At 32.5% G+C, this 25,911-nt stretch carries 23 protein-coding genes and 2 tRNA genes; 15 read left to right on the top strand and 10 right to left on the bottom strand.

What is annotated here, in order from left to right; all coding sequences use genetic code 11:
• The first annotated feature begins 4 nt into the window (after nt 1-4).
• Together P6733_RS12365 and P6733_RS12360 are read left to right on the top strand one after the other, a co-directional pair.
• A complete protein-coding gene (locus P6733_RS12365; protein WP_306353212.1) occupies nt 5-547 on the top strand; it encodes a DUF4136 domain-containing protein in 543 nt (180 codons plus the stop codon).
• A gap of 267 nt (nt 548-814) precedes the next feature.
• A complete protein-coding gene (locus P6733_RS12360) occupies nt 815-2,572 on the top strand; it encodes an aromatic amino acid hydroxylase (protein WP_306353211.1) in 1,758 nt (585 codons plus the stop codon).
• A gap of 12 nt (nt 2,573-2,584) precedes the next feature.
• Here the strand turns inward: P6733_RS12360 and P6733_RS12355 are convergent, their stop codons facing one another.
• The 3 genes from P6733_RS12355 to alaS are packed head-to-tail and all read right to left on the bottom strand — an operon-like array spanning nt 2,585 to nt 6,801.
• Complete coding sequence (locus tag P6733_RS12355) at nt 2,585-3,196, bottom strand: DUF4230 domain-containing protein (RefSeq protein ID WP_306353210.1); 612 nt, start codon at nt 3,194-3,196, stop codon at nt 2,585-2,587.
• Nucleotide 3,197: 1 nt separating this feature from the next.
• On the bottom strand, nt 3,198-4,151 hold the full coding sequence (locus P6733_RS12350; RefSeq protein WP_306353209.1) for a GSCFA domain-containing protein: 954 nt from the start codon (nt 4,149-4,151) through the stop codon (nt 3,198-3,200).
• 22 nt (nt 4,152-4,173) lie between these two features.
• On the bottom strand, nt 4,174-6,801 hold the full coding sequence (gene alaS / locus P6733_RS12345; RefSeq protein WP_306353208.1) for an alanine--tRNA ligase: 2,628 nt from the start codon (nt 6,799-6,801) through the stop codon (nt 4,174-4,176).
• Between the two features lie 172 nt (nt 6,802-6,973).
• Here alaS and P6733_RS12340 point away from each other — a divergent pair, with 172 nt between their 5' ends.
• From P6733_RS12340 to P6733_RS12320, 5 genes are read left to right on the top strand one after another with little or no spacing between them, the layout of a single operon-like run.
• Entirely contained in the window at nt 6,974-7,951 is a 978-nt protein-coding gene (locus P6733_RS12340; RefSeq protein WP_306353207.1) for a M23 family metallopeptidase, read from the top strand.
• Nucleotides 7,951-8,280, top strand: coding sequence for a MerR family transcriptional regulator (locus tag P6733_RS12335; RefSeq protein WP_306353206.1), 330 nt, complete (start codon nt 7,951-7,953; stop codon nt 8,278-8,280). Before P6733_RS12340 ends, P6733_RS12335 begins: the two co-directional genes overlap by 1 nt.
• A 12-nt stretch (nt 8,281-8,292) precedes the next feature.
• On the top strand, nt 8,293-8,892 hold the full coding sequence (locus P6733_RS12330; RefSeq protein ID WP_306353205.1) for a LemA family protein: 600 nt from the start codon (nt 8,293-8,295) through the stop codon (nt 8,890-8,892).
• Nucleotide 8,893: 1 nt separating this feature from the next.
• The gene (locus tag P6733_RS12325) at nt 8,894-9,331 is read left to right on the top strand and encodes a TPM domain-containing protein (RefSeq protein WP_306353204.1); all 438 of its coding nucleotides are present in this window, start codon (nt 8,894-8,896) and stop codon (nt 9,329-9,331) included.
• Nucleotides 9,331-10,143, top strand: coding sequence for a TPM domain-containing protein (locus P6733_RS12320; RefSeq protein ID WP_372339303.1), 813 nt, complete (start codon nt 9,331-9,333; stop codon nt 10,141-10,143). The genes P6733_RS12325 and P6733_RS12320 overlap by 1 nt, the downstream gene beginning before the upstream one ends.
• Nucleotides 10,144-10,207: 64 nt before the next feature.
• Here the strand turns inward: P6733_RS12320 and der are convergent, their stop codons facing one another.
• Nucleotides 10,208-11,518 carry a ribosome biogenesis GTPase Der gene (gene der, locus P6733_RS12315; RefSeq protein ID WP_306353202.1) on the bottom strand — a complete coding sequence of 437 codons (1,311 nt, stop codon included), beginning with the start codon at nt 11,516-11,518 and terminating at the stop codon, nt 10,208-10,210.
• Between the two features lie 173 nt (nt 11,519-11,691).
• Between der and P6733_RS12310 the strand changes: the two genes are divergently transcribed.
• Nucleotides 11,692-12,183 (top strand): hypothetical protein, encoded by a 492-nt coding sequence (locus P6733_RS12310; protein ID WP_306353201.1) that lies wholly within the window; start codon nt 11,692-11,694, stop codon nt 12,181-12,183.
• Between the two features lie 12 nt (nt 12,184-12,195).
• Here P6733_RS12310 and P6733_RS12305 read toward each other — a convergent pair whose 3' ends face one another.
• Nucleotides 12,196-13,254 (bottom strand): sensor histidine kinase, encoded by a 1,059-nt coding sequence (locus tag P6733_RS12305; protein ID WP_306353200.1) that lies wholly within the window; start codon nt 13,252-13,254, stop codon nt 12,196-12,198.
• 149 nt (nt 13,255-13,403) lie between these two features.
• Nucleotides 13,404-14,285 carry a GTPase Era gene (gene era, locus P6733_RS12300; protein ID WP_306353199.1) on the bottom strand — a complete coding sequence of 294 codons (882 nt, stop codon included), beginning with the start codon at nt 14,283-14,285 and terminating at the stop codon, nt 13,404-13,406.
• 118 nt (nt 14,286-14,403) lie between these two features.
• On the opposite strand from era, the gene P6733_RS12295 reads away from it, so the two are divergent.
• The 3 genes from P6733_RS12295 (at nt 14,404) to P6733_RS12285 (ending at nt 16,631) form a co-directional block, all read left to right on the top strand.
• Nucleotides 14,404-14,476: transfer RNA gene (locus tag P6733_RS12295), tRNA-Met, on the top strand.
• 390 nt (nt 14,477-14,866) lie between these two features.
• Nucleotides 14,867-16,003 (top strand): helix-turn-helix domain-containing protein, encoded by a 1,137-nt coding sequence (locus P6733_RS12290; protein ID WP_306353198.1) that lies wholly within the window; start codon nt 14,867-14,869, stop codon nt 16,001-16,003.
• Between the two features lie 88 nt (nt 16,004-16,091).
• Nucleotides 16,092-16,631 carry a DUF3575 domain-containing protein gene (locus tag P6733_RS12285; RefSeq protein WP_306353197.1) on the top strand — a complete coding sequence of 180 codons (540 nt, stop codon included), beginning with the start codon at nt 16,092-16,094 and terminating at the stop codon, nt 16,629-16,631.
• A 259-nt stretch (nt 16,632-16,890) separates the two neighbouring features.
• Here P6733_RS12285 and P6733_RS12280 read toward each other — a convergent pair whose 3' ends face one another.
• The 4 genes from P6733_RS12280 to P6733_RS12265 form a co-directional block, all read right to left on the bottom strand.
• Entirely contained in the window at nt 16,891-17,946 is a 1,056-nt protein-coding gene (locus P6733_RS12280) for a hypothetical protein (protein ID WP_306353196.1), read from the bottom strand.
• A gap of 105 nt (nt 17,947-18,051) precedes the next feature.
• On the bottom strand, nt 18,052-19,074 hold the full coding sequence (gene gwsG, locus P6733_RS12275) for a grasp-with-spasm system ATP-grasp peptide maturase (RefSeq protein WP_306353195.1): 1,023 nt from the start codon (nt 19,072-19,074) through the stop codon (nt 18,052-18,054).
• A 1-nt stretch (nt 19,075) separates the two neighbouring features.
• Nucleotides 19,076-19,996 carry a hypothetical protein gene (locus P6733_RS12270; protein WP_306353194.1) on the bottom strand — a complete coding sequence of 307 codons (921 nt, stop codon included), beginning with the start codon at nt 19,994-19,996 and terminating at the stop codon, nt 19,076-19,078.
• Between the two features lie 72 nt (nt 19,997-20,068).
• Nucleotides 20,069-20,296, bottom strand: coding sequence for a hypothetical protein (locus P6733_RS12265; RefSeq protein ID WP_306353193.1), 228 nt, complete (start codon nt 20,294-20,296; stop codon nt 20,069-20,071).
• A 521-nt stretch (nt 20,297-20,817) separates the two neighbouring features.
• On the opposite strand from P6733_RS12265, the gene P6733_RS12260 reads away from it, so the two are divergent.
• From P6733_RS12260 to P6733_RS12245, 4 genes are all read left to right on the top strand, one after another.
• Complete coding sequence (locus tag P6733_RS12260; RefSeq protein ID WP_306353192.1) at nt 20,818-23,955, top strand: choice-of-anchor D domain-containing protein; 3,138 nt, start codon at nt 20,818-20,820, stop codon at nt 23,953-23,955.
• 179 nt (nt 23,956-24,134) lie between these two features.
• Nucleotides 24,135-24,977: a hypothetical protein gene (locus tag P6733_RS12255; RefSeq protein ID WP_306353191.1), complete on the top strand. Its 843-nt coding sequence runs from the start codon at nt 24,135-24,137 to the stop codon at nt 24,975-24,977.
• 19 nt (nt 24,978-24,996) lie between these two features.
• Nucleotides 24,997-25,575: a GNAT family N-acetyltransferase gene (locus tag P6733_RS12250; protein ID WP_306353190.1), complete on the top strand. Its 579-nt coding sequence runs from the start codon at nt 24,997-24,999 to the stop codon at nt 25,573-25,575.
• Nucleotides 25,576-25,693: 118 nt separating this feature from the next.
• Nucleotides 25,694-25,766: transfer RNA gene (locus P6733_RS12245), tRNA-Met, on the top strand.
• Nucleotides 25,767-25,911 lie beyond the last annotated feature (145 nt).

The raw sequence follows: 25,911 nt of genomic DNA, 5'->3' as shown, positions 1-25,911 counted from the left end.
AGTTATGAAAGCACTTAAAATACTACCGTTATTCTTACTTATTCTGGTGAGTTCTTGCGCATCAGTAAGAGTAGAAACTGACTTTGATAAAAATGTAGATTTTTCTCAATACAAAACGTTTGCTTTTTACAAAACCGGAATCGATAAAGTTGAGATTTCAGATTTGGATAAAAAACGAATTTTACGTGCAATCGATAATGAACTAACTAAAAAAGGATTAACCAAAAGTGAAAATCCTGATTTATTAGTAAATATTTTCACCAAATCACGTGAGCAAGTAAGCGTAAACCAGTTCAATGCTGGTTGGGGTTACGGCTGGGGATATGGTTGGAATCCATGGATGTGGGGAGGCGGATACTCTAGTGTAAGCACAACTACGGAAGGAACATTATACATCGATTTAATAGATGGTAGAAAAAAAGAATTGGTTTGGCAAGGTGTTGGTGTTGGCGTTCTTACTCAGAGTATGAGTAAAAAAGAAGAGCGTATCAATGAATTTGTCGCTAAAATCATTGCTCAATTTCCACCTCAAATCAAACAAAAATAATACCCAACACACTATTTAAATAAACTGATCGGCTGATGTAATTAATTACCTCAGCCGATTTTTTTATACCTATATCTGATTTAAAATCTATCGCTATCAAACTATAGAAAAGACAAAAATATTCCCTAAGAATTAGGGTCTGATTAAAAATTAGGACACATTTATATTAATTTTATCATTTTACATCATTTAAAAAGCTTTTTCTCTTTTTACGGATGGAATACATTTTGTAATTTTACAATTCCAATAACAATGATACTATAACTCATGAATTCAGTATTTGAAACGAATCCATTAATCGAAAGATTACCTGAGCATCTGAAACAATTCATCAAACCACAGGATTATGATGAATATACTCCTATAAATCAGGCAGTATGGCGCTATGTTATGCGTAAAAATGTTGATTATCTTACCAAAGTAGCTCATGAATCTTACCTTGAAGGTCTATACAAAACTGGAATTTCTATTGACGCTATTCCAAGTATGTATGGCATGAATCGTATTCTTAAAGAAATTGGATGGGCAGCTGTTGCTGTAGATGGTTTTATTCCACCCAATGCTTTTATGGAATTTCAAGCCTACAAAGTATTAGTTATTGCTTCTGACATCCGTCAATTAGAACATATTGAATATACACCTGCTCCCGATATTATTCATGAAGGTGCAGGACATGCTCCGATTATTGCTAATCCTGAATATGCCGAATATTTAAGACGTTTTGGTGAGATTGGCTCTAAAGCTATTTCATCGGGTAAAGATTATGAAATGTACGAAGCTATTCGTTTACTTTCTATCTTAAAAGAAGCAGAAGGAACACCAGAGGCTGATATTATTAAAGCCGAACAACAAGTAGAATATTTACAAAACAATATGGGAGAAATGTCTGAAATGGCACGTATCCGAAACTTACATTGGTGGACTGTAGAATATGGTCTAATCGGTACAGTTGAAAATCCTAAAATTTACGGTGCAGGATTACTTTCTTCCATTGGAGAAAGTGCTTGGTGTATGACTGATGCAGTAGAAAAACTACCCTATTCTATTGAATCTGCAGAAAAAAGTTTTGATATTACAAAACCACAACCGCAACTTTTTGTAACCTGTGACTTTGCACAATTGAATTCTGTATTAGAAGATTTTGCCAATAAAATGGCTTTACGTACAGGCGGATTGAGCAGTGTAAAAAAATTAATCCAATCCAATGCTATTGGTACTATTGAGTTGAGTACTGGAATTCAAGTTTCAGGAAAACTTACCAATGTAATTGAGCACGAAGGTGAACCAATATACATCCAAACAACTGGAAAAACTGCTTTATCGTACCGCGAAAAAGAATTAGTAGGTCATGGAACAGACTATCATGCCGAAGGCTTTGGAAGTCCTGTAGGAACCTTAAAAGGCATTAATATCTCCATTGAAGATATGAGCCCAAGAGATTTAAAAGCCTATGCTATTTACGAAGGAGAAAAAGTAGAATTGGAATTTGAAGGTGGTGTTAAAGTATCTGGACAAATTATTACAGGTTCTCGTAACTTACAAGGAAAGATTATTCTAATCAGTTTTAAAGATTGTACCGTAACCCATGGGGATACCGTCTTATTCCAACCGGAATGGGGTATTTATGATATGGCTGTAGGTAAAGAAATTATCTCTGGATTCTCTGGCCCTGCTGATGTGAAAAGTTTTGACATGATTACACACGTTCCTTCTAGCAAAACGATCAAATCTAAGGTTACTGTTGAAAGATCAGAATTGGAAGCATTATACAAAGGTATCCGTGATTTACGTGAAGGAAAAGATGCTACAATCGACATCAAAACAATCTTCAATGCATTGACTACAAAGCATCCAAAAGATTGGCTTCTTGCTGTAGAAATAGCAGAACAAGCTCATCGTATAAATGATTTTGACTTTTTAGAAAAAGTGGTAACGTATTTGGAAGGTCTTAAGAAATCACGCCCTGAAATTGCTCATTTAATTTCTGGTGGTTTGGATTTAATTCTAGAAAATCAAAAAGCATAAAAATTATATTCATTACAATACAACCTCATCGATTGATTCATTATCAATTTTCTGATTGTTGTATTGTAATGTCCAACCCATTGAATTGGTCAGAATTAATATCTTTTGCAACTCACTAATTAGACGATTCTGAGCATTGGATTTAAGCGAAGATTTATCAATCTTTTTTGCTAATTCTACTCTTACTTTTGCATTTATCTTATTGTAATCATCTCCCGTAAATGGATTCAAACGACTTTGATTTACATCGTAAAATTCAATATTTGGATTGATTTTTATTTCTGGCTTAGGAATATTCTTAATTGTAATTACTTTATTCTTTTCATCAATATCGTATTGTATCTCTCTTAAGTTATAGGACACTGATACATCCGCATTAATAACAATCAATGCTTTTTTCTCAAAAGAAAAGAAATCCAATAAATAATTTTGCTTGTCTTTGTAGGTGAGTACTTCTGAAAAATGTCCCTCGGTAACGACTAACTTTCCAACATTTTCTATTTGTTGTTGAATTAGATTTGTATTGCGAAATAGGTTTTCGTTCTCCGTTTTTTTCAGGTCACAATATTTGAATATCGCAAATATTGCTACAATAATTAAAGCGCCTACAATTATCTTTTTCATATTAAAATTTCATCAATGGATATTGAACTTTCAGGTCATTTATCTTTTTTGTCAATCCTAACTTAAACTTTTGGTGCCCTGCTGAATCGGGATTAAATGGTCTATGCCTCAATCCTTTTTGTATATCATCTACCTTTGTCATAATTTTATTGGCTTCGTCCTCAATCCAAGAATTAGAAAACCTTTCCCAAATATAATCAATTGCAACAACACTAGGATGAATCATATCTTCGGTATAAAAACGATAATCTCGTAACTCATCCATCATAATCTCATACGACGGAAAATAGGTTACTCCTTCTTTCATGGTTTCATGTATTGCCGCAATCAAATGGGCTTTACTTTGTTGATTTTCTACAAAACCATCTTTTATATGACGTACCGGGGAAACCGTAAAAATAATCTGAAGGGTTGGATTCACTTCTTGAAGTTTAAAGATAATATTTTTCAAACTTTTTCTAACCTGTTCAACTGTCAATAATTCTTTTTTAAATTGCTTTTGAGGCACTTTATGGCAATTTGCAACAATATGATTGCTCTCTACATTTTGATACACCCACGCTGTCCCTAATGTAATTATAACGTGTGTAGCATAAACTAATTGTGAGTGCATTACTTTCGTTATCTCATTTAGTGATTGTAATACCACTTCTGGATTTGCATGGCTCAAGTCAGAATGCACATCATAGGAATGCCATTGTTCATTGTGAAAAAATAAATCTTCCGCAGTAAATTCTTTTTGTCTCAAAGCAAAATCGATTGCTTTTTCTATTGCCAAGGGATGAAATAGGATCCCGTAAGGATTACAGTAATTCTGAAATTTAAAGTATTCTAATTTCTGACTGATGTTGACTGCAAAGCAAGAACCCAAAGACACCACTCTAGAAGAGTAATCCATCGGGTTACTACTTTTTGAAATGGGTATTTGGGTTCTGAAATTCATATTGTATTTCATTCACTTCCCTTTAGGGAAGTAATTATTTTATAAAACCTTCGGCATGTTGCAAGGCTTCAGCAATTCCATTTGGATTTTTACCTCCTGCTGTTGCAAAGAAAGGTTGTCCACCTCCGCCACCTTGGATGTATTTCCCTAATTCACGAACTACCTGACCAGCATTTAAGTTACGTTCTGCTACTAATTCTTTCGAGATATAGCACGTTAATGTTGCTTTATCTTCTTCGGCAGAAGCTAAAACTAAGAATACATTATTTCCTAATGTCCCTAATTCGTACGCTAAATCTTTTACTCCATTTACATCTAAAGCTACTTGTTTTGCTAGGAATTGGATTCCGTTGATTTCTTTAATTTCAGCAGCTAACTCTCCTTTTAAATTCTTCGCTTTATCTTTTAACAGGTTTTCCAATTGTTTTTTCAGTTTTGCATTTTCTTCTTGCAAAGAAGCTACTGCTTTGATTGGATCTTGTGCATTTTTCAAAGTACTCACAATCTCTTTTAAGGTATTGCTTTGTTCTGCAAAATATTCTTTTACTCCTTCATTTGTGATCGCTTCAATACGACGTATTCCTGCTGCAACTGCTCCTTCACTGTTGATTTTGAAATGCCAAATATCTGCTGTATTCTTCACGTGAATACCTCCACATAATTCCATACTTTGACCAAACTTAATCGCTCTCACATTGTCTCCATATTTCTCCCCAAATAAAGCCATTGCTCCTTCGTCTACTGCTTGTTGGAATGGAATACTTCTACGTTCTACTAATGGTAATTGCTCTTGAATTCTTGCATTTACAAAATCTTCAACTTGTTGCAATTCTTCTTCTGTTAATTTAGCGAAGTGAGAAAAGTCAAAACGTAAATAATTTGGACTTACTAGAGATCCTTTTTGTTCTACGTGTGTTCCCAAAACACTTCTCAATGCTTGGTGCAATAAGTGAGTTGCAGAGTGATTACTAGCAGAGTCTGATCTTAGTTTTTCATTTACTTTCGCTACTAACTTTCCTGAAGGATTTGATGGTAACGTTTTGGTAAAATGTAAAATTAAATTATTCTCTTTTTTAGTATCAATTACTTCAATTGTTTCGTTTGGTGTAATCAAAACTCCTTTATCTCCTACTTGCCCTCCACCTTCTGGATAGAACGGTGTATTATCCAAAACGATTTGGTATAGCTTTCCGTCTTTTTTAGAATCAACTTTACGGTAACGTGTGATATTCACTTCGTTTTCCAATTCGTCATATCCTACAAAAGTTTCAGTATTACCCGGAACAAGTATCGTCCAGTCATCTGTACTTACTTCTGATGCAGCACGAGAACGTGATTTTTGCTTTTCCATTTCTGCTTCAAATCCAGCTTCATCAAGCAATAATCCTCTTTCTCTTAGGATTAATGCTGTTAAGTCGATTGGAAAACCAAATGTATCATATAATTCAAAGGCTTTTTGCCCTGAAACTGTTTTCTCTTTTGTTGAATTGATTACATTTTCTAACAATTGTAATCCTTGGTCTAAAGTGCGTAAGAATGAGTTTTCTTCTTCTCTAATTACATTTTGAACCAATGATTTTTGTGCTGTAATCTCTGGAAATGATGCTCCCATTTGACTACTTAATGTATCAACTAATTCATAAATAAAAGGTTCTTTTTGATCCAAGAAAGTAAATGCATAACGAATTGCTCTTCTCAAAATTCTTCGGATTACATATCCTGCTCCAGTATTTGAAGGCAACTGTCCGTCTGCAATCGCAAAAGCAACGGCACGTACGTGATCAGCGATAACTCTAAGAGCAATATTTACTTTTTCTTCTTCGTCATTAGAAGCTTTTATCGTGTATTTTGCACCCGTAATTGTTTCAATTTTCTGAATTAGCGGTGTAAATACGTCTGTATCATAGTTGGATTGTACGCCTTGTAAAACCATACATAAACGTTCAAACCCCATTCCTGTATCTACGTGTTGTGCTGGTAATTTCTCTAAAGAGCCATCTGCCTTACGGTTGAATTCCATAAATACATTATTCCAGATTTCCACTACTTGTGGATGATCCATGTTTACGAGGTCTTTCCCTGGCACTTTTGCTTTTTCTTCTGCGGAACGAATATCTACATGAATTTCAGAACATGGTCCACATGGTCCTTGATCTCCCATTTCCCAGAAATTATCTTTTTTACTTCCTAAAAGGATACGATCTTCTGCAATAATTGTTTTCCAAATATCATACGCCTCCTGATCTATTGACAATCCATCATCTTCACTTCCTTCAAAAACAGTTACGTATAAAATGTCTTTATCAATCTTATATACTTCTGTCAATAATTCCCATGCCCAATGAATCGCTTCTTTTTTGAAATAGTCACCAAAACTCCAGTTTCCTAACATTTCAAACATCGTGTGGTGGTAAGTATCAATACCTACTTCCTCTAAATCATTGTGTTTTCCCGATACACGCAAACATTTTTGTGTATCCACTAAACGATTACTTTTTGGTGTTCCATTCCCAAGAAAGAACTCTTTGAACTGGGCCATTCCCGAATTCGTAAACATCAAAGTTGGATCATCTTTAATTACGATAGGTGCTGAAGGTACAATGGTATGACCTTTGCTTTGGAAAAAACTGAGAAATTGAGCTCTGATATCTTGCGATTTCATAAAATATAGATTGAAATAAAATTAAACGTGAAAAACAATTTACAACAAAAAGTTAAACGATTGAAAAAAATGGACTAAACAAGCGAAACATTTATTAAATTTGTTCGTCTATCAATAACCATTAAAGCGATTCTCCTTTTTTGTAAGGTGCAAAAATAGTATATTTTAAAACATGTCGAAGGTAAAATATTATTACGATTCAGAAAATTTAGCATATCGGAAAATTCAACCCAAAAAAGGTAGAAAGCTGAGTTATATTCTTTTATTCCTAGCTGCTTCTGCATTGTTTGGATTTATTTGTTTTGTAATATTATTAAATACACCTTTTTTTGAAACACCAAAGGACCGTTTGCAAGCTCGTGAAATTGAAAATTTAAAGCTTCGTTACTCAATCATTGATAAAAAAATGGATCAGATTGATGAAGTATTAGCGAATGTAGAAGACCGTGATAATAATTTATATCGTATTTATTTTAATACTTCTCCCATTCCTGATGAACAACGAAAAGCTGGTTTTGGCGGAATCAATCGTTATAAAGAATTGGATGGATATGATAATTCGGAATTGGTTAAAAACACTACAAAACGTGTTGATATTATTTCCAAACAATTAGTGATTCAATCAAAATCCTTGGATGAAATTATAAAATTGGCTTCTGCCAAAGAAAAATTATTAGCCGCTATTCCTGCTATTCAACCCGTGAAGAATGAAGATTTAAAACGCATGGCTTCTGGATTTGGATACCGAAGTGATCCATTTACCAAGATTAAAAAATTCCATGCCGGAATGGATTTCTCTGCTAAAGTTGGAACACCTATTTTTGCTACGGGAGATGGTGTTGTTAATCGTGCCGATAATACAGCCACAGGATATGGGAATCATATAGTAATCCAACATGGGTATGGTTACGAAACTTTATATGCGCATTTAAGCAAATACAATGTTCGACCAGGGCAGCGTGTAAAAAGAGGAGATGTTATAGGATATGTGGGTAATACTGGTCGATCTGAAGCTTCACATTTACATTATGAAGTACACAAAGACGGCGAAGTAATTAACCCTATTAATTTCTATTACGGAAATATTTCCGCAGCAGAATATCTAGCCATTTCAAAATTAGCTAACCAAGAAAATCAAGCACTCGATTAATGCATTTAGACTTACCAGAAAAAAGATATTACAGCATTGGAGAAATTGCCAAAGCTTTTGAGGTGAACGCATCATTGATTCGCTTTTGGGATAAGGAATTTGATATTCTGAAACCAAAAAAGAATGCGAAGGGAAATCGTATGTTTACCCCAGAAGACGTCAAAAACTTACAATTAATTTATCACTTAGTTAAAGAAAGAGGATTTACACTGGATGGTGCGAGAACACACTTAAAGGAGGGTCAGAAAAAAACTTTAGATAAGTTTGAAATTATTCGTAAATTAGAAGCTGTAAGAGCTAACTTAATAAACATTAAAAATCAACTTTAAAACCAGAAACAAATGAAAAAATGGCTAATTCCCGTAATCGTAATAGGCGTAATTGCTTTAATCGTATTTCTTTGGGCAAAAAACTTTAACAATACTGCTGTAACGCTGAATGAAAATGTTTCTGAGGCTTGGGGTAATGTCCAAACGTCTTACCAAAGAAGAAATGATTTAATTGGAAATTTAGTAAAAACTGTACAAGGTGCTGCTGATTTTGAAAAAGGTACATTAACTGCAGTTATTGAAGCACGTGCAAAAGCTACCGCTACAACGATTGATCCTTCTAACATTACGCCAGAACAATTAAAACAATTTAATGAAGTTCAAGGTGGTGTAAGTAGTGCATTATCTCGTTTATTAGTTTCAGTTGAGCGTTACCCTGACTTGAAAGCAAATCAGAATTTCTTGAAATTACAAGATGAGCTTACCAGTACAGAGAATACGATCCAAACAGCTAGAGTTCGATTCAACGAGGCTATTAAACCGTACAATAATCACGTTAAAACATTCCCGAATTCTATACTTGCGGGTTGGTTTAACTTTGAAGGTAAACCTTATTTTGATGCTGAACCATCTGCACAAAAACCAGTAGAAGTAAATTTTGATTTAAAATAAAATGTCAAAAGTAGAAGACTTTTTAAGCCCTGAAGACGAACAAGAAATTGTTGAGGCAATACGTATTGCCGAAAATAATACTTCGGGCGAGATTAGAGTTCATTTAGAAAAAACTACTTCCATAGATCCGTTTGATCGGGCTATGGAAGTTTTTCACTTTTTAAACATGGACAAAACCAAATTAAGTAATGGTGTTTTAATTTACCTTGCGATAGAGGACAAAACATTTGTAATCTATGGCGACAAAGGAATTAATGATATCGTAGGGGCTGAGTTTTGGGACAGCACAAAAGACATTATGGTAGCCCATTTTAAAAACGGAAACTTTAAACAAGGTCTTATTGACGGAATCATAAAAGCAGGTGAGCGTTTGAAAAAGCACTTCCCTTCCCTTGAAGATGACGTCAACGAATTACCTGATAATATCTCTAAAGGATAATGAGAATTCAAAAATTCATTGTGAAGCAATTCGCATTACAATTACTGCTTTGTATCGCATTCGTACAGGTTGGTTTTTCACAGTTTACAATACCTGAGAAACCAAAATTCCAAACGAGTGTATATGATTATGCAAATTTATTAAGCGCTGAAGAAAAAGCAAGTTTAGAAAATAAACTCATCAAATACTCTGATTCAACTTCTACTCAAATTGTAGTCGTAACGATTGAATCTATAAAAGGTGAAAACATCGGTCTTTTGTCAGCTCAATGGGCTCAGAAATGGGGTGTTGGACAAGCAAAAGAAGACAATGGTGTCTTTATCTTATTAGCAAAAAATGAACGTAATATCTGGATTTCTCCAGGATATGGTGTTGAGGATCGTTTAACAGCCGGAATTGGTGGTGAGATTACACGTAACATCATTATCCCTGAGTTCAAAGCTGGAAGTTATTACAATGGACTAGACAAAGGTACTTATGCCATATTTGAAGTCCTAAAAGGTAAATACAAGGGTACACGCATCCAGAACAAAGACGATTCATCTGGAGCTGGGGTTATTATATTCATCATCATTTTCATTATTTTTATTATTATCATGTCTAAAAACAAGAATAATGGTAACAATGGTGGTCGCGGTGGCGGTGGATTTGACTTGGCTCAAATGATTATTTTAAGTAGTCTTGGCCGTAGTGGCGGAGGTGGTTTTGGAGGATTCGGCGGCGGAGGAAGCTCTGGTGGCGGAGGTGGTGGATTTGGCGGCGGCTTCGGCGGTGGCGGATTCAGCGGTGGTGGTTCTGGCGGAAGCTGGTAAAACCTTAAACGTATATAAACAAAAAAGCCTGCAAATTGCAGGTTTTTTTATTGGGTCTATTTTCTTATTTCTGTCTGAAATAAATATCAATCGGCACTCCTGAAAAATCAAAATGCTCTCTCAATTTATTCTCGATGAAACGTTTGTAAGGCTCTTTAATATATTGTGGCATATTAGCAAAAAACACGAACTGAGGTGTTGGTGTTGGCAACTGCATACAATATTTAATTTTCACATACTTTCCTTTTAAAGCAGGTGGTGGCATGTTCTCAATAATAGGCAACATTAAATCATTCAATTTAGACGTTGCAATTCTTTGTTTTCTATTTTCAAAAACTTGTACTGCTGTTTCTAATGATTTCAATAATCTTTGTTTTGTCATTGCAGAAACAAACAAAATTGGCACATCTGTAAAAGGTTGTAACTCTTGTCTAATTTGTGCTTCATATTCTCTAGTTGAGTGTGTATCTTTCTCTACTAAATCCCATTTATTCACTAAGATTACTACTCCTTTTCTATTCTTTTCTGCTAACCAGAAAATACTCTGATCTTGTCCTTCAAATCCTCTAGTAGCATCGATAACAAGGATACAAATATCACTATGCTCAATCGCTCTTACCGAACGCATTACAGAATAGAATTCTAAATCTTCTTTTACTTTTGCTTTTCTACGAATACCTGCTGTATCTACTAAATTGAATTCAAAACCAAAACGGTCAAATTTCGTATCAATAGAATCACGCGTTGTTCCTGCAATATCAGTTACAATATATCGGTCTTCACCAATTAATGCATTGATAAAACTAGATTTTCCCGCATTAGGTCTTCCTACTACAGCAAAACGAGGTAATTCAACTTCTTCTTTTACTGGTTCTGGTTTCTCAGGGAACGCTTCAATTAAAGCATCTAATAAATCTCCTGTTCCACTTCCAGAAATACTTGCAAATGTGAAGTATTCTCCTAAACCTAAATTATAGAATTCAACTGCGTCTTTTTCACGCATTGCATTATCTACTTTATTAACAGCTAATAAAACTGGCTTTGTTACTTTACGCAATAATTTAGAAACAGCAGCATCCATTGGTGTAATACCTTCTTCTACATCTACGACAAAGATGATAACATCTGCTTCATCGATTGCTAACTCTACTTGTTTTCTAATCTCACCTTCAAAAACATCATCAGAACCTCTAACATATCCACCGGTATCAATTACAGAAAATTCCTTTCCATTCCATTCACTTTTTCCATAATTACGATCACGAGTTACCCCGCTTACAGAATCCACAATGGCTTCTCTCCTTTGAATCAGTCTATTGAAAAGGGTGGATTTCCCTACATTTGGTCTTCCTACTATGGCTACAATATTATTCATGTGTATTTTTAAATATTTTGCAAAGGTAGTGTTTCATTAGCACATTTTTTATTTTTTTTTAAGACATTGATTTATAAGCCTTAAATGCTACTCAATTGAAAACTAGCATTTAACATTTATTTATTAAAATTCACAAAAATATATAGTATCTTTAATTATATAAATGTTTCGCTATGAATTTAGAAAACAAACTTCGATTACGCCCCCGTTTTGACAAAATCAGCTCAAAATCTATCGATGAAATTAAATCATCAAGTGAGGCTTTAAAATCTACAACTGAACCAAAATTAAGAATCAAAAACAGCGACCAATATATCTGGCTTAGCGTTGGTTTACTGGATCGCGAATATTGGTCTCCTAATCTACGGCTCGAACTTGAAAAACGCGAAGACAGTAAAACTCTAGTCAAGGTATTATATAGTCCTGACCCTGTATTATGGGTACTTTTTGTAGGATTACATTGTATTCTTGCTATTATTTTTATTGTGTTTGCCGTAATTGTGTATTCTAAATGGATCAATCATCAAACGTCCAGTTTCGATTTTCTAGTCATGGGTGTTGTCATTATTGTATGGCTCCTGCTTTATTTTATTGCTCGTTTGAAACGTAAAAAAGCAAGTACACAAGCACAGGAATTACTTGATCTCATGAACAAGATTATTTAATGCTTCCTGAGATTATTCCTCTATTATTGGTACTACAATTTTAAAAACAGCTCCTTTATTCGTTCCTTCGGAAAAGGCTGTAATGGTTCCTTTATGTTTTGTAATGATATTCTTTGTCAGATACAATCCTAAACCATTAGAGCTTTCTCCTAAGGTTCCTTTTTGGAGTTGTACCGTGAACTTATTAAATATATCTTCTTGTGCTGGTTTATCAAAACCAATTCCGTAATCCTTAATTTTAATATCGATTGCTCCATCCTTTTCTCGGGAACAGGATATATCGATTGCCCCATTTTGGTAGGAGAATTTTATTGCATTCACCAAAATATTAAGCAAGGCATGCTTGAATAAATCTGGATTTACTTTAACCGTCATTCCCGACTCTACTTTCTTATGTATAATAATCTTCTTGGAATGAATTGACATTTTAAGACTTCCCAAAACTTCCTCCATCATTTCGGAAATTGACACATTCCTACGGACTAATTCTTTTGTTTCTCCATCATTTTTACGCAATAAAATCATCATATTCTTAATGAAATTGAGCTGTGTTTCCATTTCTTCTTCTAAGCTTACACTCCACTCTGCAATCAATTCCAGATTAGTTTCTTCTCGTATTAGCTCACAAAAATTAATAACCTGAATTAAAGGTGAACGCAAATCGTGCGATAACAAATAAATCAAATCTTGTCGATCTTCCGATAATTGATGTAGTTGTGTTAAGGTACTTTGTAAATCTTTCAATAATAATCCTACCTCATCTTGAAAATGAGTGGGTAAATTGGGTAGTTCTTCTTTTGTTAAATAATTGTTCAACGCTCCTTTGGCCTGACGTAAGGGTTCTAATAATTTGTGCAATACAAAGAGTGTACAAAATGCAGCGATTAAGGTAAACAACAAAGCGACAAGAATGGAATACAGTGGCGTAAAATACTCTTTATTAAAAACTAACAAAGCAATAAGACCAATGAGAGGTAAATGGATTCCAACAAAAGCAACAAAGAGAAACTTGAGGGAATAACTTCTAGACAGGAAATTATAGCTAGAAAGTTTAGCATATAGATTTGGCATAATTCGGGGATTTAATTACCAGATAAATATACATAAAAAGGAACCGAAACCTAGAGTTTCGCAAATCGAAAAAGTAAGTAAAAACTGCAAAAAAGTAAAGGCATAAAAAAACGCGATTTGTTATCAAATCGCGTTTTTCATTTATTTATTTATTGATTGTATCCAAATCGTTTTAATTGGTAAGCATTACTACGCCAATTTTTATTCACTTTTACATACAATTCGATGTGTATTTGTTTTCCAAAGAATTTTTCCAAATCGGCTCTTGCTTCTACTCCTACTTTCTTCAAGGCAGCTCCTTTGTGTCCAATGATGATTCCTTTTTGTGTATCACGTTCCACCATGATTAGTGAACGAATACGAATAATATCATCATCTTCAATAAATTCTTCTGTTTCAATCTCTACCGCATATGGGATTTCTTTACTGTAGTTCAATAAGATTTTCTCGCGAATTGTTTCGTTTACGAAAAATCGTTCTGGCTTATCTGTTAAAGCGTCTTTAGGGTAATATGGTGGTGAAACTGGTAAAAGATCTAAAATACGTCCAAAAACTTCCGTTACATTAAAGTTCTCTAATGCAGATATGGGGAAAATTTCAGCATTCGGTACTTTCTCAGTCCAGAAAGCTACTTGTTCCTCTAGCTGTTGTTGGTTTGACGTATCAATTTTATTCAGTAATAATAATACTGGAATTTTAGCATGGATGATTTTATTAAAGAAAGCTTCATCTTTTAAATGTTGCTCTCCAATCTCCACCATGTAAATTAAAATATCAGCATCCTCAAAGGCAGACTTCACAAAGTCCATCATTGATGATTGTAATTCATAGGCGGGTTTGATGATCCCAGGAGTATCAGATAGAATTACCTGAAAGTCTTCACCATTTACAATCCCAAGAATACGGTGGCGTGTCGTTTGCGCCTTAGACGTAATAATCGACAAACGTTCTCCAACAAACGCGTTCATGAGGGTTGATTTCCCAACATTGGGATTACCTATAATATTAACAAAACCTGCTTTATGTGACATTTTAAAATTTATTTATTGTACAAAGGTAGTTATATCAGTCGAATAGAAGAAATAAAACATTTTTTCTCTTTTATGCTTGTAATTTCAGATATCCGTCGTATATTTGCACCCGAAACATCGCGGGATAGAGCAGTAGGTAGCTCGTCGGGCTCATAACCCGAAGGTCACTGGTTCGAGTCCAGTTCCCGCTACAACGATAAAAGCTTCAGAGAAATCTGAAGCTTTTTTGCTTTTATTACATTTGAAGATATATTAATTATTAAAATAGTTAGAAAAGTATCTAAAGTCTCAAATCATTAAAACTGAATAAATCTAAACTTATATAGTAATATCCAACAGCTGGAAAACCATTTTTTTGCAACAGGATTTACAAATCAGAATCTTAAAAAATTGTTTAAGTTTTTTTATACAATTAATAAATAACTTTAGTTAATCATTTCTTAATCCGTTAAGAAAATCATTTACATTACTATAAATTCGCTTTGCTATTTCGTGTGAAATTAGCTATATTTTGAAGAGGTAACTAAATACTATAATATTCAAAAACAAATCCTAAAAATAACTTTTATCTTAAAAAAAAATTGATTTATACAACACTTTTAAATATTGCGATTTTTCAAGGAATCGTCTTAGCCTTAATTATTTTAAAGTCTTCTATATTCAATAGTAATTCAAATAAATATCTGGCCTATTTACTATTTACAATTTCAATTATTTTACTAAATCATGTTTTTGAGATTGAAGATGTGTTTACCGCCCATCCTTTTCTACGCTTTATTGATAACATCGAGTGGATATTTCTATTACCCCCATTTCTATTCCTATTTATTATAAACCGGATTGATAAAATTGCAAAAAGTGAGCAAAAATTCTATTTGTATTTCACTCCATTTGCTTTTTCTGCCATCCTTAATATTGCCCGTGATCTTGATCATGTTGCAGGAATTTATACTATTCCTGAGTCAAGCATCTATATATTCAAAATACTTGGTCTAATTCATCTTATCCTAGCAGTTACATTTATTCCATTTCTTCTTTGTTATTCTTATTTTTTGATAAGACATTTAAAAGATCCACAGGAAAAAAAATGGATCATTACCTTACTAACAATCATTTCTTCATCGATATTTGCTTTTCTTATTATCTACCTAGCCAGCTTATTTATTCAATTTGACCTTTCTGCCACTATGAGCATTTTGGCTTTAGCTGCAACATTCATAATTCACTGGACATCTTATATGGGTATATACAAATATAAACTTGCCAAAAACAAAGAGGCAGTTTATAATTTTCTAAACCAGGATTTAACTCTTTCATATGGTAATACTCAAATGTTAGAAGATATAAGGGTCGTAGAATATAGAGAATCTATCACAGTAGATAATCCTTATTTCCAAAAATTGGAACTTCTTTTTAAAGAACAGCACATTTATACTGACAGTACGTTAAACAGAGAAAAAGTTGCTGAAAAACTGGGTATAAGTGCGGGATATGTTTCACTAATTGTAAACACAATAACAGAAGACAACTTTGCCAACTACATTAATCAATATCGGGTTGAAGCTGTAAAAGAAATGATCTCCAATTCTGAATATGAGAACTATAATTTGCTAGCAATGGGTCTGGAATCTGGCTTTACTTCAAAAGCAACATTTCACAAAGCCTTTAAAAAACATACAGGCCAGACACCTAATGAGTATAAAAACACCAGTAAATAAGTATTAATTTATCCATTTTTAAGCTTTTGAGACCTTTTCTATTTTTTCTTATATGAATTTTGGCCTTAAATAATTCAAATTAATTTTTATGAAAAAAAACTTTTTACTGCTTATTGTTTTGTTTGTCTTTTATTCTGCTAAAGCACAAAATGAAACTGATCCTTATCAGAAAAATAATGAAATTAAATTAAATGCACTTGCACCTTTATTGCAATCTTTTCAGGTTAGTTACGAAAGACATTTAAATCATAATTCATCATTAGGGCTTTCTTTTTATTATGTATTTGATAATACAAAAAATGAAAAAGATTTAAATTATTCAATATCTCCGTATTACAGAAGATATTTTGGTAAAAAATATGCATCAGGCTGGTTTGTTGAAGGATTTGGAATGCTAGCTTCTACAGATGGTAAAAAAATATACACTTCAGAAGATCATTCAATATATACCGAGAATCCCGACGTTATTAATTTTGCTCTCGGTGCCGGCGGAGGCTGGAAATGGGTCAGTAAAAGCGGATTTCTTTTTGAAGCAAATCTTGGTTATGGCGGTATATTATTCAATGCAGATAAAACAGATCATACTATTGTTGCAAAATTTGGCCTAAGTGCTGGATATAGATTTTAATAAAACTTATAATTCAATCTAAAAGAATACGTCAAATTCTTGCGATAACTTTATTAAAATCATTCATAAATTGGTTAGATATTTGAATGCTTCCCGCTACAAAGTAAAAGCCTTTCAGAAATGAAAGGCTTTTTGTTTAGTCATCTATAACTTCTTTGATTTCTAAATTATTGATCAAAGAAATCATATTACTAAAAAAGAAAATAGGGCATCTTTTTTAGTATTTTTAAATTTCTTATAGCGTAGATAGAATAATCAATTATTCTTTCCATAAAATTTCATTAATCGTATTGATTAAATGAATATTTATTTCAAATATACTTTGAGTACTCCCAATCGATAATTCACTTAAACTCATATAATCATCTTCAAATGACCACTTTGCAATATATGGATTATATGAACATTCATTCAAATAATAAAAACTATCATTATTTCTTCTCATTGGAAACCTATTATCAACACACATATATCTAAATTCACAATCCTTACAGACATCTATTTTATCTTTTGAAATCCTCCAAATATCACTAAAATCATTTCCATTTATAATTTTTAACACATCATCTTTCGTTGTGAATTTATTTATCTTATCATAATTATCCTCTACCTCTATTGCATTTTTAACATCTCCTTCACTTGTAATATACAATTTCCTATTAAAATAAACATTATTCTCCTGTGCTTCAGAAAAAACACGAATATCAACAATAAAACTAGGCATAAACTTTTCTATTTTGCCTTGCCTATATTTACTTCCAAAAAAACTCACACTTGTTACTTGACTTATTTCTTTAAAAATTTGCCTCTCAACTATGTCATAATTTTTCTTTGGAATATTTACATTTTTTTCAATTACAACATCAATTGACTTAAAAGTTAAATCATTAACTTTTTCATGAAGAAATTTCACAATCTCAGTTAAATTAAAAGGATCTAGGAACCTAATGACTAAATATTTACAATTCAATGATTCCAACAATTTAAATTCTAATTCGTGATTAACACTATTAATATCAATAATAGTGTTTGTAATTATAGATGGACTAATCCAATTAAACTTTATATCTGGAAAACAATCCTCAAACACGCTTGGAATATGGAAACAATATTCTTTATCTAATAATACTTTTAACCATGATTTATTTACCTCATCTTTTTGAAAAAACAATTGATCAACGTTCCTATTCTCAAATGAAATAATATTATAAATTTCATTTGGGATAAAGTCATAGGTTTGTCTTGTTAAATCATATACACAACTTCTTACAAAGCCTTTGACGGCTGGCGTTTCTGCATTCCATTTCAGAATCATTACTTTTAAAGTATGATAGGTTTATAAAATATTCTTTTAGGATATAAGTCTGTTTGATATTCTTTAGATTTCACATATAAGCTAGTTCTTTTACTATTGTTCGGATTATAAAACGTTGCTACTTTTATTATAGGTGGAAGATTTTTGTACTTTGTTAAATCCATTTTTATTATTTATTAATTGCTTTGCTATTTCTTTTTCTAAATAGTAATTACAAGGCAATGATACTTGTGAAAATTGACCAATTGGATTAACTTCTAAAAAAATAAATTCCTCAGAAGTTGAAACAATCAAATCAATTGACCCTGAATTAATATTAATTTCCTTCATTAATAATTTTAATTTTTCTAAGGTATTTTTTGGCAACTTAAATGGTGGTGTTCTATTAGGTTTATTTCTATCATAATTTCTAAAATCAAGTTTTGTTTTTTCGCTATTCTGCGAAAAAATTGCAGATGCATAATATTGATTGTTTATAAAAAAAACTCTTACTTCAAACAACTTATTTATCATTTCTTGGAACAAGCTATAATGGAATAAATCTGGTAAATCTTCAATCACTTTGCTATCTACAAATTTTGTACTGCTCCCTAAATTCATCCCTCTATATTTTACAAAAATACCTTGTGAAAAATTTTTCGTTATTAGTTGTTTGTTTTCATTATAAAAAACCATCAAATCTTTTTTATTATTGGTCACAATTGAATTCGGAATTTTTATACCTAATTCAGAGGCAGCTCTTAACACATCAAGCTTATTTAAATAAATATCATCTTGCTTATTTATTGACCTTATCTCAATATACGTTTTGACTAATTTATGGATTTCATGAGCTTCCGTAAATAAATGTCTATTTAGCTCCTTATCCAATTTTGACTTTATTTCTAAGCCTTTAAAAAATAACTTAAAATGACTTCGCCTATACCAAAACCCCTTGAAATTTGATAACTGATATACTACATCATTTATTTTTAATATTACTTCAAATCTTTTATTTGTTATAATTACTCTATCATATAAAATTTCATCAAATTCCGAAATCCTTAAATACTCCTCATTATAATACCTTAACCAATCTATTACATCATTTGTTGATAGATCATCCATACTTGAAATTATTAATATCATATCAATCCCAATGAAGTTCTTTCTTAAGATCCTCTAACCATTTTTTATCCTTGATCGGGATTTCATCATTATTTTTTCTGAATTGTTCCGGAATTTGTTGAATTCTAAAGGAATTGAATACCTGGTACCCAAAATTCAAGTAAGCATAAAAGTCATAGTTTCGGAACATTACATCGGTTTCCTCATATTTTAAATTTGCAATTCTATAATATGGAAAAAGCAAATACCATACTTTATCAAGATATCGTTTAGATTGAAAACTATGGATTATTGCAGAATTATAAGAATCTTGTATTACTGCAAAGTTTTTATCATTTGGTAATAAATTATACTTTTTTGATATAAATAACAAAGTGTTGAGATTTTCATAATTATAATCTTCTATAATATTTTTTACTTCCTTATTTAATAATGTATCTGATTTTGTTAAATTATATAGCTCCAATCCTAATCTTGCCATCGCTTGATCTTTAACATTAATCTCATTAATTTGCTTTAAATCAATTTGCTTTTCAAAGTTATTTTCTAACCATTTCATATGATTCTGAATATACATCTTTTTAAACCAACTTGCTAAATTTCCTTGCATAAGAGCATTAAAATAGGCTTCATCACCCTTCATATATATTGCATTAAAACCATGTTTTTTCACTAAAATCGATAATTCTTTTTTAAAAAATGAAAAATCATGGTTTATATAGCTACCATCAAGCAACCTTTTCTTTAAAAAAACCTCATAGCCATATTTTTTCTCTAAGCTATTAATCCTATTCTTTACAAGTATATAGTCTGAACGACCTTCAATTCGACTAGAATTAAGAATTGGTAATATTGAATCTTTAATAAAGATATCTCGCTGATTTTGAGATTTCATAATAATAGTAAAAAAAACAAGTAGTAAGTAAATGCTATTTTTCATCATATAATTAAGTTTTTTTCAGAGAAAAGACTCCCCTAAGTGAAGTCTTTTTTAAATTTAATTTAGAAATTAAAACTAATTACAGGTATCATCACCATTATCTTTACCACCAGTCCATGTTGCATCATCAACAACATTTGTCCCACAATCATGATCCCAGCAATCACCTCCGGTTCCAGTACAATCATTTGTTGTACCTCCAGGAATTGGTCTAGTTTTACCACCTAGAATTTTTGAATAAATTTCTTTATCCATTTTTTCCATTTCAAATTTTTCGAATAGTCTTGAGTCAATTTTTCTCATAAATCATATTTTTTAAATTAAAACAATAAGTATATCTTATACTTATTACAAAATATTAAATCAAATTTATTTTTTTAGCAAATTAAACCATATAACGATAAGTTCTATAAACAAAAGAATAAGGCTAATTTGAACCTATCAAGGTCATTTTTTTTAGAATGTACTTACATGAAGATTAAAAAAATCCATCTGAATTGTATTTACTAACTTATTACAACAACATTTCCCTCATTTTAGCGGACACTTTGCGAACTAATGCAGAATATGAACTTTTCGCAATTCATTAACAATGAATTGCGGAATTCTCATAATAACCTTTCATTTAGTTGTTAATTACTAAATACAACGCCCTAAAAATACGTTTCTTAATAACTTTTTTTTAATAGATTCTTATCTTTAAAATCGCATCTCTCGAGATTATTAAAATTAGATTTGGAATATTAAAGCGATAAAACCCTGCAGGTAGATTGTCCTTAATAAAAAGAGATTTCACTCCCAAAAAATTCTAAATTTTCTTAATTATGTTTAAAAAACGATTTTTCCTAGCTTTAGTTTTATCAAGTATAGCAGGTATTTCTTTTGGAAAAGAGAAGTTATCAAGTGACTTGGGTAAAACAGTAGTTAACTCCCCTATCGCCCACAAAACAGGGAAAGTTACAGTAGATCAAAGCCTTTGGTCTAACATGCACAACGCAACCATCTCTCCATTGTTCGCAAAAGCATTGGATTGTGCTGGTGGTGGTACAGAATCTTTTACAAATATGGGTAGCAGTACAAACGTGTACTCTACAAGAACTTGGAATGGTGATAATGGTGTAGCTTGGTCTGCTTCTGATGCTCGTACGGATCAGACGCTTACAGGTCGTGCTATTACACTAAGAACGGGTACACTAAAAAATACTTCTGTAGTTGCAGGTGGTATTGGTACGCTTACTTTTAATTATAAAAGAGTATTCTCAGGAAACTCAACTTTAAAAGTTTTCGTAAATGGTGTACAATACGGTGGGGATATTACAGTATCTTCAGATACTAGTACATCCGTATTTTCTCAAGCTATTAACGTTGCTGGAAACGTAAATATCGAAATTAGAAATAGTGGTAACAGAACTATTGTAGATGACATTTCTTGGAATTGTTATTCAACAGCAACTGGACCAGAATTACAATTAGTTGACTCATCAAATACAAACCGCCCATGTGGAGACTTTACTTTAGATTTTAATGCGCATCCTGTTAGTTCAAACTCAGATGCTATTTTTACAATTAAAAACGTTGGTACTACTGCTCTTGCTGTAAATGCATTGACATTAAGCAATACTACTGACTTTACAATTGTTTCTCCTTCTGCTCCACTTTCTTTAGCGCCATCTGCTTCTACTATCGTATTAGTTCGTTTCAACAGTGCTACTGCTGGAGCAAAAACTTCTACTTTAACAATTGAAAGCAATGATGTTGATGAAGCTTCATGCGTAGTAGCGTTAAAAGGTACTGCTTTAGTACCATGTGTTGCTCCTAGCACTGCTGAAGGTGATTTCTTTTTAGACAATATCACAGCTACTTCTGTGGATGCTTCTACAACAGGTATTGTTGCTGGAGGTTATCTTGCTGTAATCACTACTGCTTCTGCTCTTACAGCTAGTCCAGTAAATGTTACTAATTATGCTGTAGGTGAAATTCTTGGTGGTGGAACTGTTGTTTACAACGGAACTGCAGCTAATTTCTCTTTAACTGGTCTTACACCAAGCACAGCATACAATCTTTTTGTTTTCCCTTACAACACAACAGATTGTAGTGGTGGTCCATTATACAATAGTGCTGAGCCAGTTGCAGCTTCTTTCTCTACTCCTGTTGCTCCATGTATTGGTGCTTCTGAGTCTTTCACAAACTTAGGTAGTAACTCAAGTACTTATACTACAATCTCTTGGACAGGTGATAACGGTGTAGCTTGGACTTCTACAGATTCAAGAACAGATCAAGTTTTAACAGGTAAAGCAATTACTTTAAGAACAGGTACTTTAAAAAACACAAATCCTATCGCTGGTGGAATTGGTACTTTATCTTTTAACTACAAAAGAGTATTCAACGGTGATTCTACATTAAAAGTTTTTGTAAATGGTGTTCAATATGGTGGTGATATCACTGTAACATCTGATTCAACTGCAGTATATTCTCAAGGAATTGATTTAGCAGGTCCTGTAACTATTGAAATCAAAAATAGTGGTAATAGAACTATTATTGACGATTTGAAATGGGGTTGTTATGAAATTCCTAATCGTCCAGAATTACAATTAGTGGATAGCAATTTAGCTCAAAAAGCTTGTGGTGCTTTCACAATCGATTTCGGTAATGTTGTTGCTAATACAAATAGTGATGTTACTTTTTCTATTGAAAATAAAGGTGCACAAAATTTAGATGTTACTGCACTTACAGTAACTGGTGCTACTAGTTTCACAATTGTATCTCCTGCAGCTCCTTTCACTGTAGCTTCATTAGCTTCACAAAATGTAGTAGTTCGTTTCAACAATGCTACGCCAGGTGTTCAATCGGCTACTTTAAAAATCGAAAGTAATGATGCAGACGAAGCTTCTTGTGAAGTAAGTTTAAAAGCTAACATTTTAGACAATTGTGTTGCTCCTGCTGGAACTGCAACTGTAACGTCTACTAATGTTACTTCTACTTCTGCTGATGTACAGATTACAAATATTACTGCTGGTGGATATTTAGCAGTAATCAGTACATCTGCTCTTACAACTAATCCATCAAATGGAACGGTTTATGTTGCAGGTGCTGCTTTTGGAAGTGGAACTGTTGCTTATGTAGGGACAAACAGCACATTCTCTTTATCAAATCTTAATCCTTCAACGACTTACATCCTTACTGTTTACGCTTATAATTCTGGTGACTGTATTGGAGGTCCTGCTTATACTAAAAACTCAACAAGTGCTCAGATCGTTACATTGGTTGCACCATGTGTAGGAGGTTCTGAAACATTTACAAACTTAGGTAGCAGCAGTAATGCGTATATCACAAGAGTTTGGACTGGAGACAATGGTGTAGCTTGGTCTGCAACAGATGCTAGAGCTGATCAAGTATTAACTGGTAAAGCAATTACTTTAAGAACAGGTACATTAACAAATACTACTCCTGTTGCAGGTGGTATTGGTACATTGACATTCAATTACCAAAGAGTTTTCACAGACAACTCTGTATTAAAAGTATATGTAAATGATGTTCAATACGGTGGTGATATCGTTGTTTCTTCTACAGCTACTTCTGTTTACTCTCAAGCAATCAATGTTACTGGAAATGTAACAATCAAAATTGTAAACACAGGTAACAGAACTATCATTGATGATCTTTCTTGGAACTGTAATTCTTCTTCTGCAAGACCTTCTTCTCTTGACTTAGGTAATGTTGTTGAGAATTCTAACAACGAAGTGAAATTATACCCTAATCCAAATCATGGTCAATTCCAGGTTGGTTTCTCAGCTAATGAGAATGCTGACATTATGGTTTATGATTCTTTAGGAAAAAATATCCTTTCTAAAAATGTTTCTTCTCAAGAAACTATTGATTTAGGAAATGCTCCAAAAGGTATTTACATGGTTGTTATTAAAACAGGTAACACTGTTTCTACTAAAAAAATCATTGTGAACTAATACTAAAAAAAGTTCTTTTTTAACTCCGGTTGGCTTAGGCTGACCGGAGTTTTTATTTTTTTTTAGAAAATAAATTCTTTGCTTTAACTGTGAGACATAAAAACACTACAGTTCGACACATTGTTATTTTATTTATATTCGCTTTAGATCTGATTTGAAATCACATTTAAATAGTGTTTATGAATAATCAAAAAAACAAATTAGGGCATCCGCTTTTCATACTATGTTTAGCTGCTTTACTACTCAATGATTGGGTACTTAAATCGGCATATCATAATGACATAACCGGTAAACTTTCTGATTTTGCTGGCCTATTTGCATTTCCGTTTTTTTTCAGTTCATTATTTCCAAAACAGGCAAAAGCAATTCATATTGCTACTGCCGTATTCTTCATCTATTGGAAGAGTGCATTTTCTCAACCTTTAATTGATATATTCAATACAATAAATATTCCCATTCATCGAACCGTTGATCTTACCGATCTTATTGCATTACTCAGCATCGGGCTGTCATTTATTGTTTTTCAGAAACAATTTAATATAAAACTTAAACCGGTAATGTTTCATACTCTTTTCTTCATTTCTTGTTTTGCTTTTATAGCTACTTCCCAAAAACCTAATGAATCAGCAGATCTTGTAATTATCGACAAAGAGTATCCTTTTAATTTCTCCAAACAAGAGCTTATATCCCGTTTCAATAAAGCGCAATTAGAACAGCTTAACATCATGAAAAACCAAGGGGCAATAATTGTTTTTAACAGCAAAACGAATGTATTTAATACTCAAGCCTTAAATGACACGATTGCCTTAATTTTGGACTATAATAAGTTATCTCAGTTGGATACTATAAATTTCAAAACGTCCTATACTGAAATTCAGTTTTATGGTAATGATAGTCTTTCTACTTTAAAATTACTTTCAACGTATCTATACCTTCCACAATACTATACTAATGATTATAGAAAAGAAATCATGACAGAATTTGAAAAACGTATTGTTACCGAGATACAAAATCATCATTAACTCTCAATCAAAAACAAAAATGACTTTAGAAAAAATAAATATACTCACCGAAAGATTATTAATCCGAATCCTTAAAAGAGAAGATCTTGAAGACTTCCATTTTTACCGCTCTAATCCTGAGGTAACAAAATACCAAGGATTTGATGTAATGACCCAAGAGGAATGTCTTGCTTTTATCACGAATCAAGAAGGTTTGCTTTTTGGAAAAGTTGGAGAATGGATTCAATATGGTCTAGAAGATATTACTACAGGCAAGATCGTGGGTGATTGTGCCATAAAGTTAGATCAATATGATGTCCGTATTGCCGAAGTTGGTATTACCATCTCTCATACTGAACAACGTAAAGGTTATGCTAAAGAAACGTTCCATGCAATTTTATCATTTTTATTCGATCAAAAAGAATTGCATCGTGTTGTAGAAATTGTTGATGCCGAAAATGCCGCTTCCATTCAATTATTAAAGAGTACAGGCTTTAGACAAGAAGGTCATTTTATAGAAAATATCTTTTTTAAAGGAAAATGGGGTAGTGAATTCCAATATGCTTTACTTAAAAAAGAATGGGATGCTACTAAACAGCAACTTTTATTGACAATATAAACGACTACTAACGACCTACTTATCCTTATTTCACAAGGCTTTAGCGTCATTAAAAACGTTTAATTCAAAAAAAATCTTGGTTTTTATGAAATTAGTTGTATCTTTGCACCCGAAACATCGCGGGATAGAGCAGTAGGTAGCTCGTCGGGCTCATAACCCGAAGGTCACTGGTTCGAGTCCAGTTCCCGCTACTAAGACAAAGCTTCAGAGAAATCTGAGGCTTTTTTGTTTATATTTACTTCTGTAAAAAAACACTACACTCGTTTTTCTATTCTTTTCAATAACTTTATTTGATCATCGTTACAGATGCGAAGTCAGGAGACATTTGCTTTTTCG

Source organism: Flavobacterium aerium, assembly GCF_030766725.1.
Lineage (GTDB): Bacteria > Bacteroidota > Bacteroidia > Flavobacteriales > Flavobacteriaceae > Flavobacterium > Flavobacterium aerium.
The sequence above is the reverse complement of the archived record's forward strand: the minus strand, read 5'-3'. Positions and strand labels throughout refer to the sequence as shown.

Coding starts and splice junctions, on each gene's coding strand:
- P6733_RS12365 (WP_306353212.1), top strand. CDS start 5: ATGAAAGCACTTAAAATACTACCGTTATTCTTACTTATTCTGGTGAGT.
- P6733_RS12360 (WP_306353211.1), top strand. CDS start 815: ATGAATTCAGTATTTGAAACGAATCCATTAATCGAAAGATTACCTGAG.
- P6733_RS12355 (WP_306353210.1), bottom strand. CDS start 3,196: ATGAAAAAGATAATTGTAGGCGCTTTAATTATTGTAGCAATATTTGCG.
- P6733_RS12350 (WP_306353209.1), bottom strand. CDS start 4,151: ATGAAATACAATATGAATTTCAGAACCCAAATACCCATTTCAAAAAGT.
- alaS (WP_306353208.1), bottom strand. CDS start 6,801: ATGAAATCGCAAGATATCAGAGCTCAATTTCTCAGTTTTTTCCAAAGC.
- P6733_RS12340 (WP_306353207.1), top strand. CDS start 6,974: ATGTCGAAGGTAAAATATTATTACGATTCAGAAAATTTAGCATATCGG.
- P6733_RS12335 (WP_306353206.1), top strand. CDS start 7,951: ATGCATTTAGACTTACCAGAAAAAAGATATTACAGCATTGGAGAAATT.
- P6733_RS12330 (WP_306353205.1), top strand. CDS start 8,293: ATGAAAAAATGGCTAATTCCCGTAATCGTAATAGGCGTAATTGCTTTA.
- P6733_RS12325 (WP_306353204.1), top strand. CDS start 8,894: ATGTCAAAAGTAGAAGACTTTTTAAGCCCTGAAGACGAACAAGAAATT.
- P6733_RS12320 (WP_372339303.1), top strand. CDS start 9,331: ATGAGAATTCAAAAATTCATTGTGAAGCAATTCGCATTACAATTACTG.
- der (WP_306353202.1), bottom strand. CDS start 11,518: ATGAATAATATTGTAGCCATAGTAGGAAGACCAAATGTAGGGAAATCC.
- P6733_RS12310 (WP_306353201.1), top strand. CDS start 11,692: ATGAATTTAGAAAACAAACTTCGATTACGCCCCCGTTTTGACAAAATC.
- P6733_RS12305 (WP_306353200.1), bottom strand. CDS start 13,254: ATGCCAAATCTATATGCTAAACTTTCTAGCTATAATTTCCTGTCTAGA.
- era (WP_306353199.1), bottom strand. CDS start 14,285: ATGTCACATAAAGCAGGTTTTGTTAATATTATAGGTAATCCCAATGTT.
- P6733_RS12285 (WP_306353197.1), top strand. CDS start 16,092: ATGAAAAAAAACTTTTTACTGCTTATTGTTTTGTTTGTCTTTTATTCT.
- P6733_RS12280 (WP_306353196.1), bottom strand. CDS start 17,946: ATGATTCTGAAATGGAATGCAGAAACGCCAGCCGTCAAAGGCTTTGTA.
- gwsG (WP_306353195.1), bottom strand. CDS start 19,074: ATGATATTAATAATTTCAAGTATGGATGATCTATCAACAAATGATGTA.
- P6733_RS12270 (WP_306353194.1), bottom strand. CDS start 19,996: ATGATGAAAAATAGCATTTACTTACTACTTGTTTTTTTTACTATTATT.
- P6733_RS12265 (WP_306353193.1), bottom strand. CDS start 20,296: ATGAGAAAAATTGACTCAAGACTATTCGAAAAATTTGAAATGGAAAAA.
- P6733_RS12260 (WP_306353192.1), top strand. CDS start 20,818: ATGTTTAAAAAACGATTTTTCCTAGCTTTAGTTTTATCAAGTATAGCA.
- P6733_RS12255 (WP_306353191.1), top strand. CDS start 24,135: ATGAATAATCAAAAAAACAAATTAGGGCATCCGCTTTTCATACTATGT.
- P6733_RS12250 (WP_306353190.1), top strand. CDS start 24,997: ATGACTTTAGAAAAAATAAATATACTCACCGAAAGATTATTAATCCGA.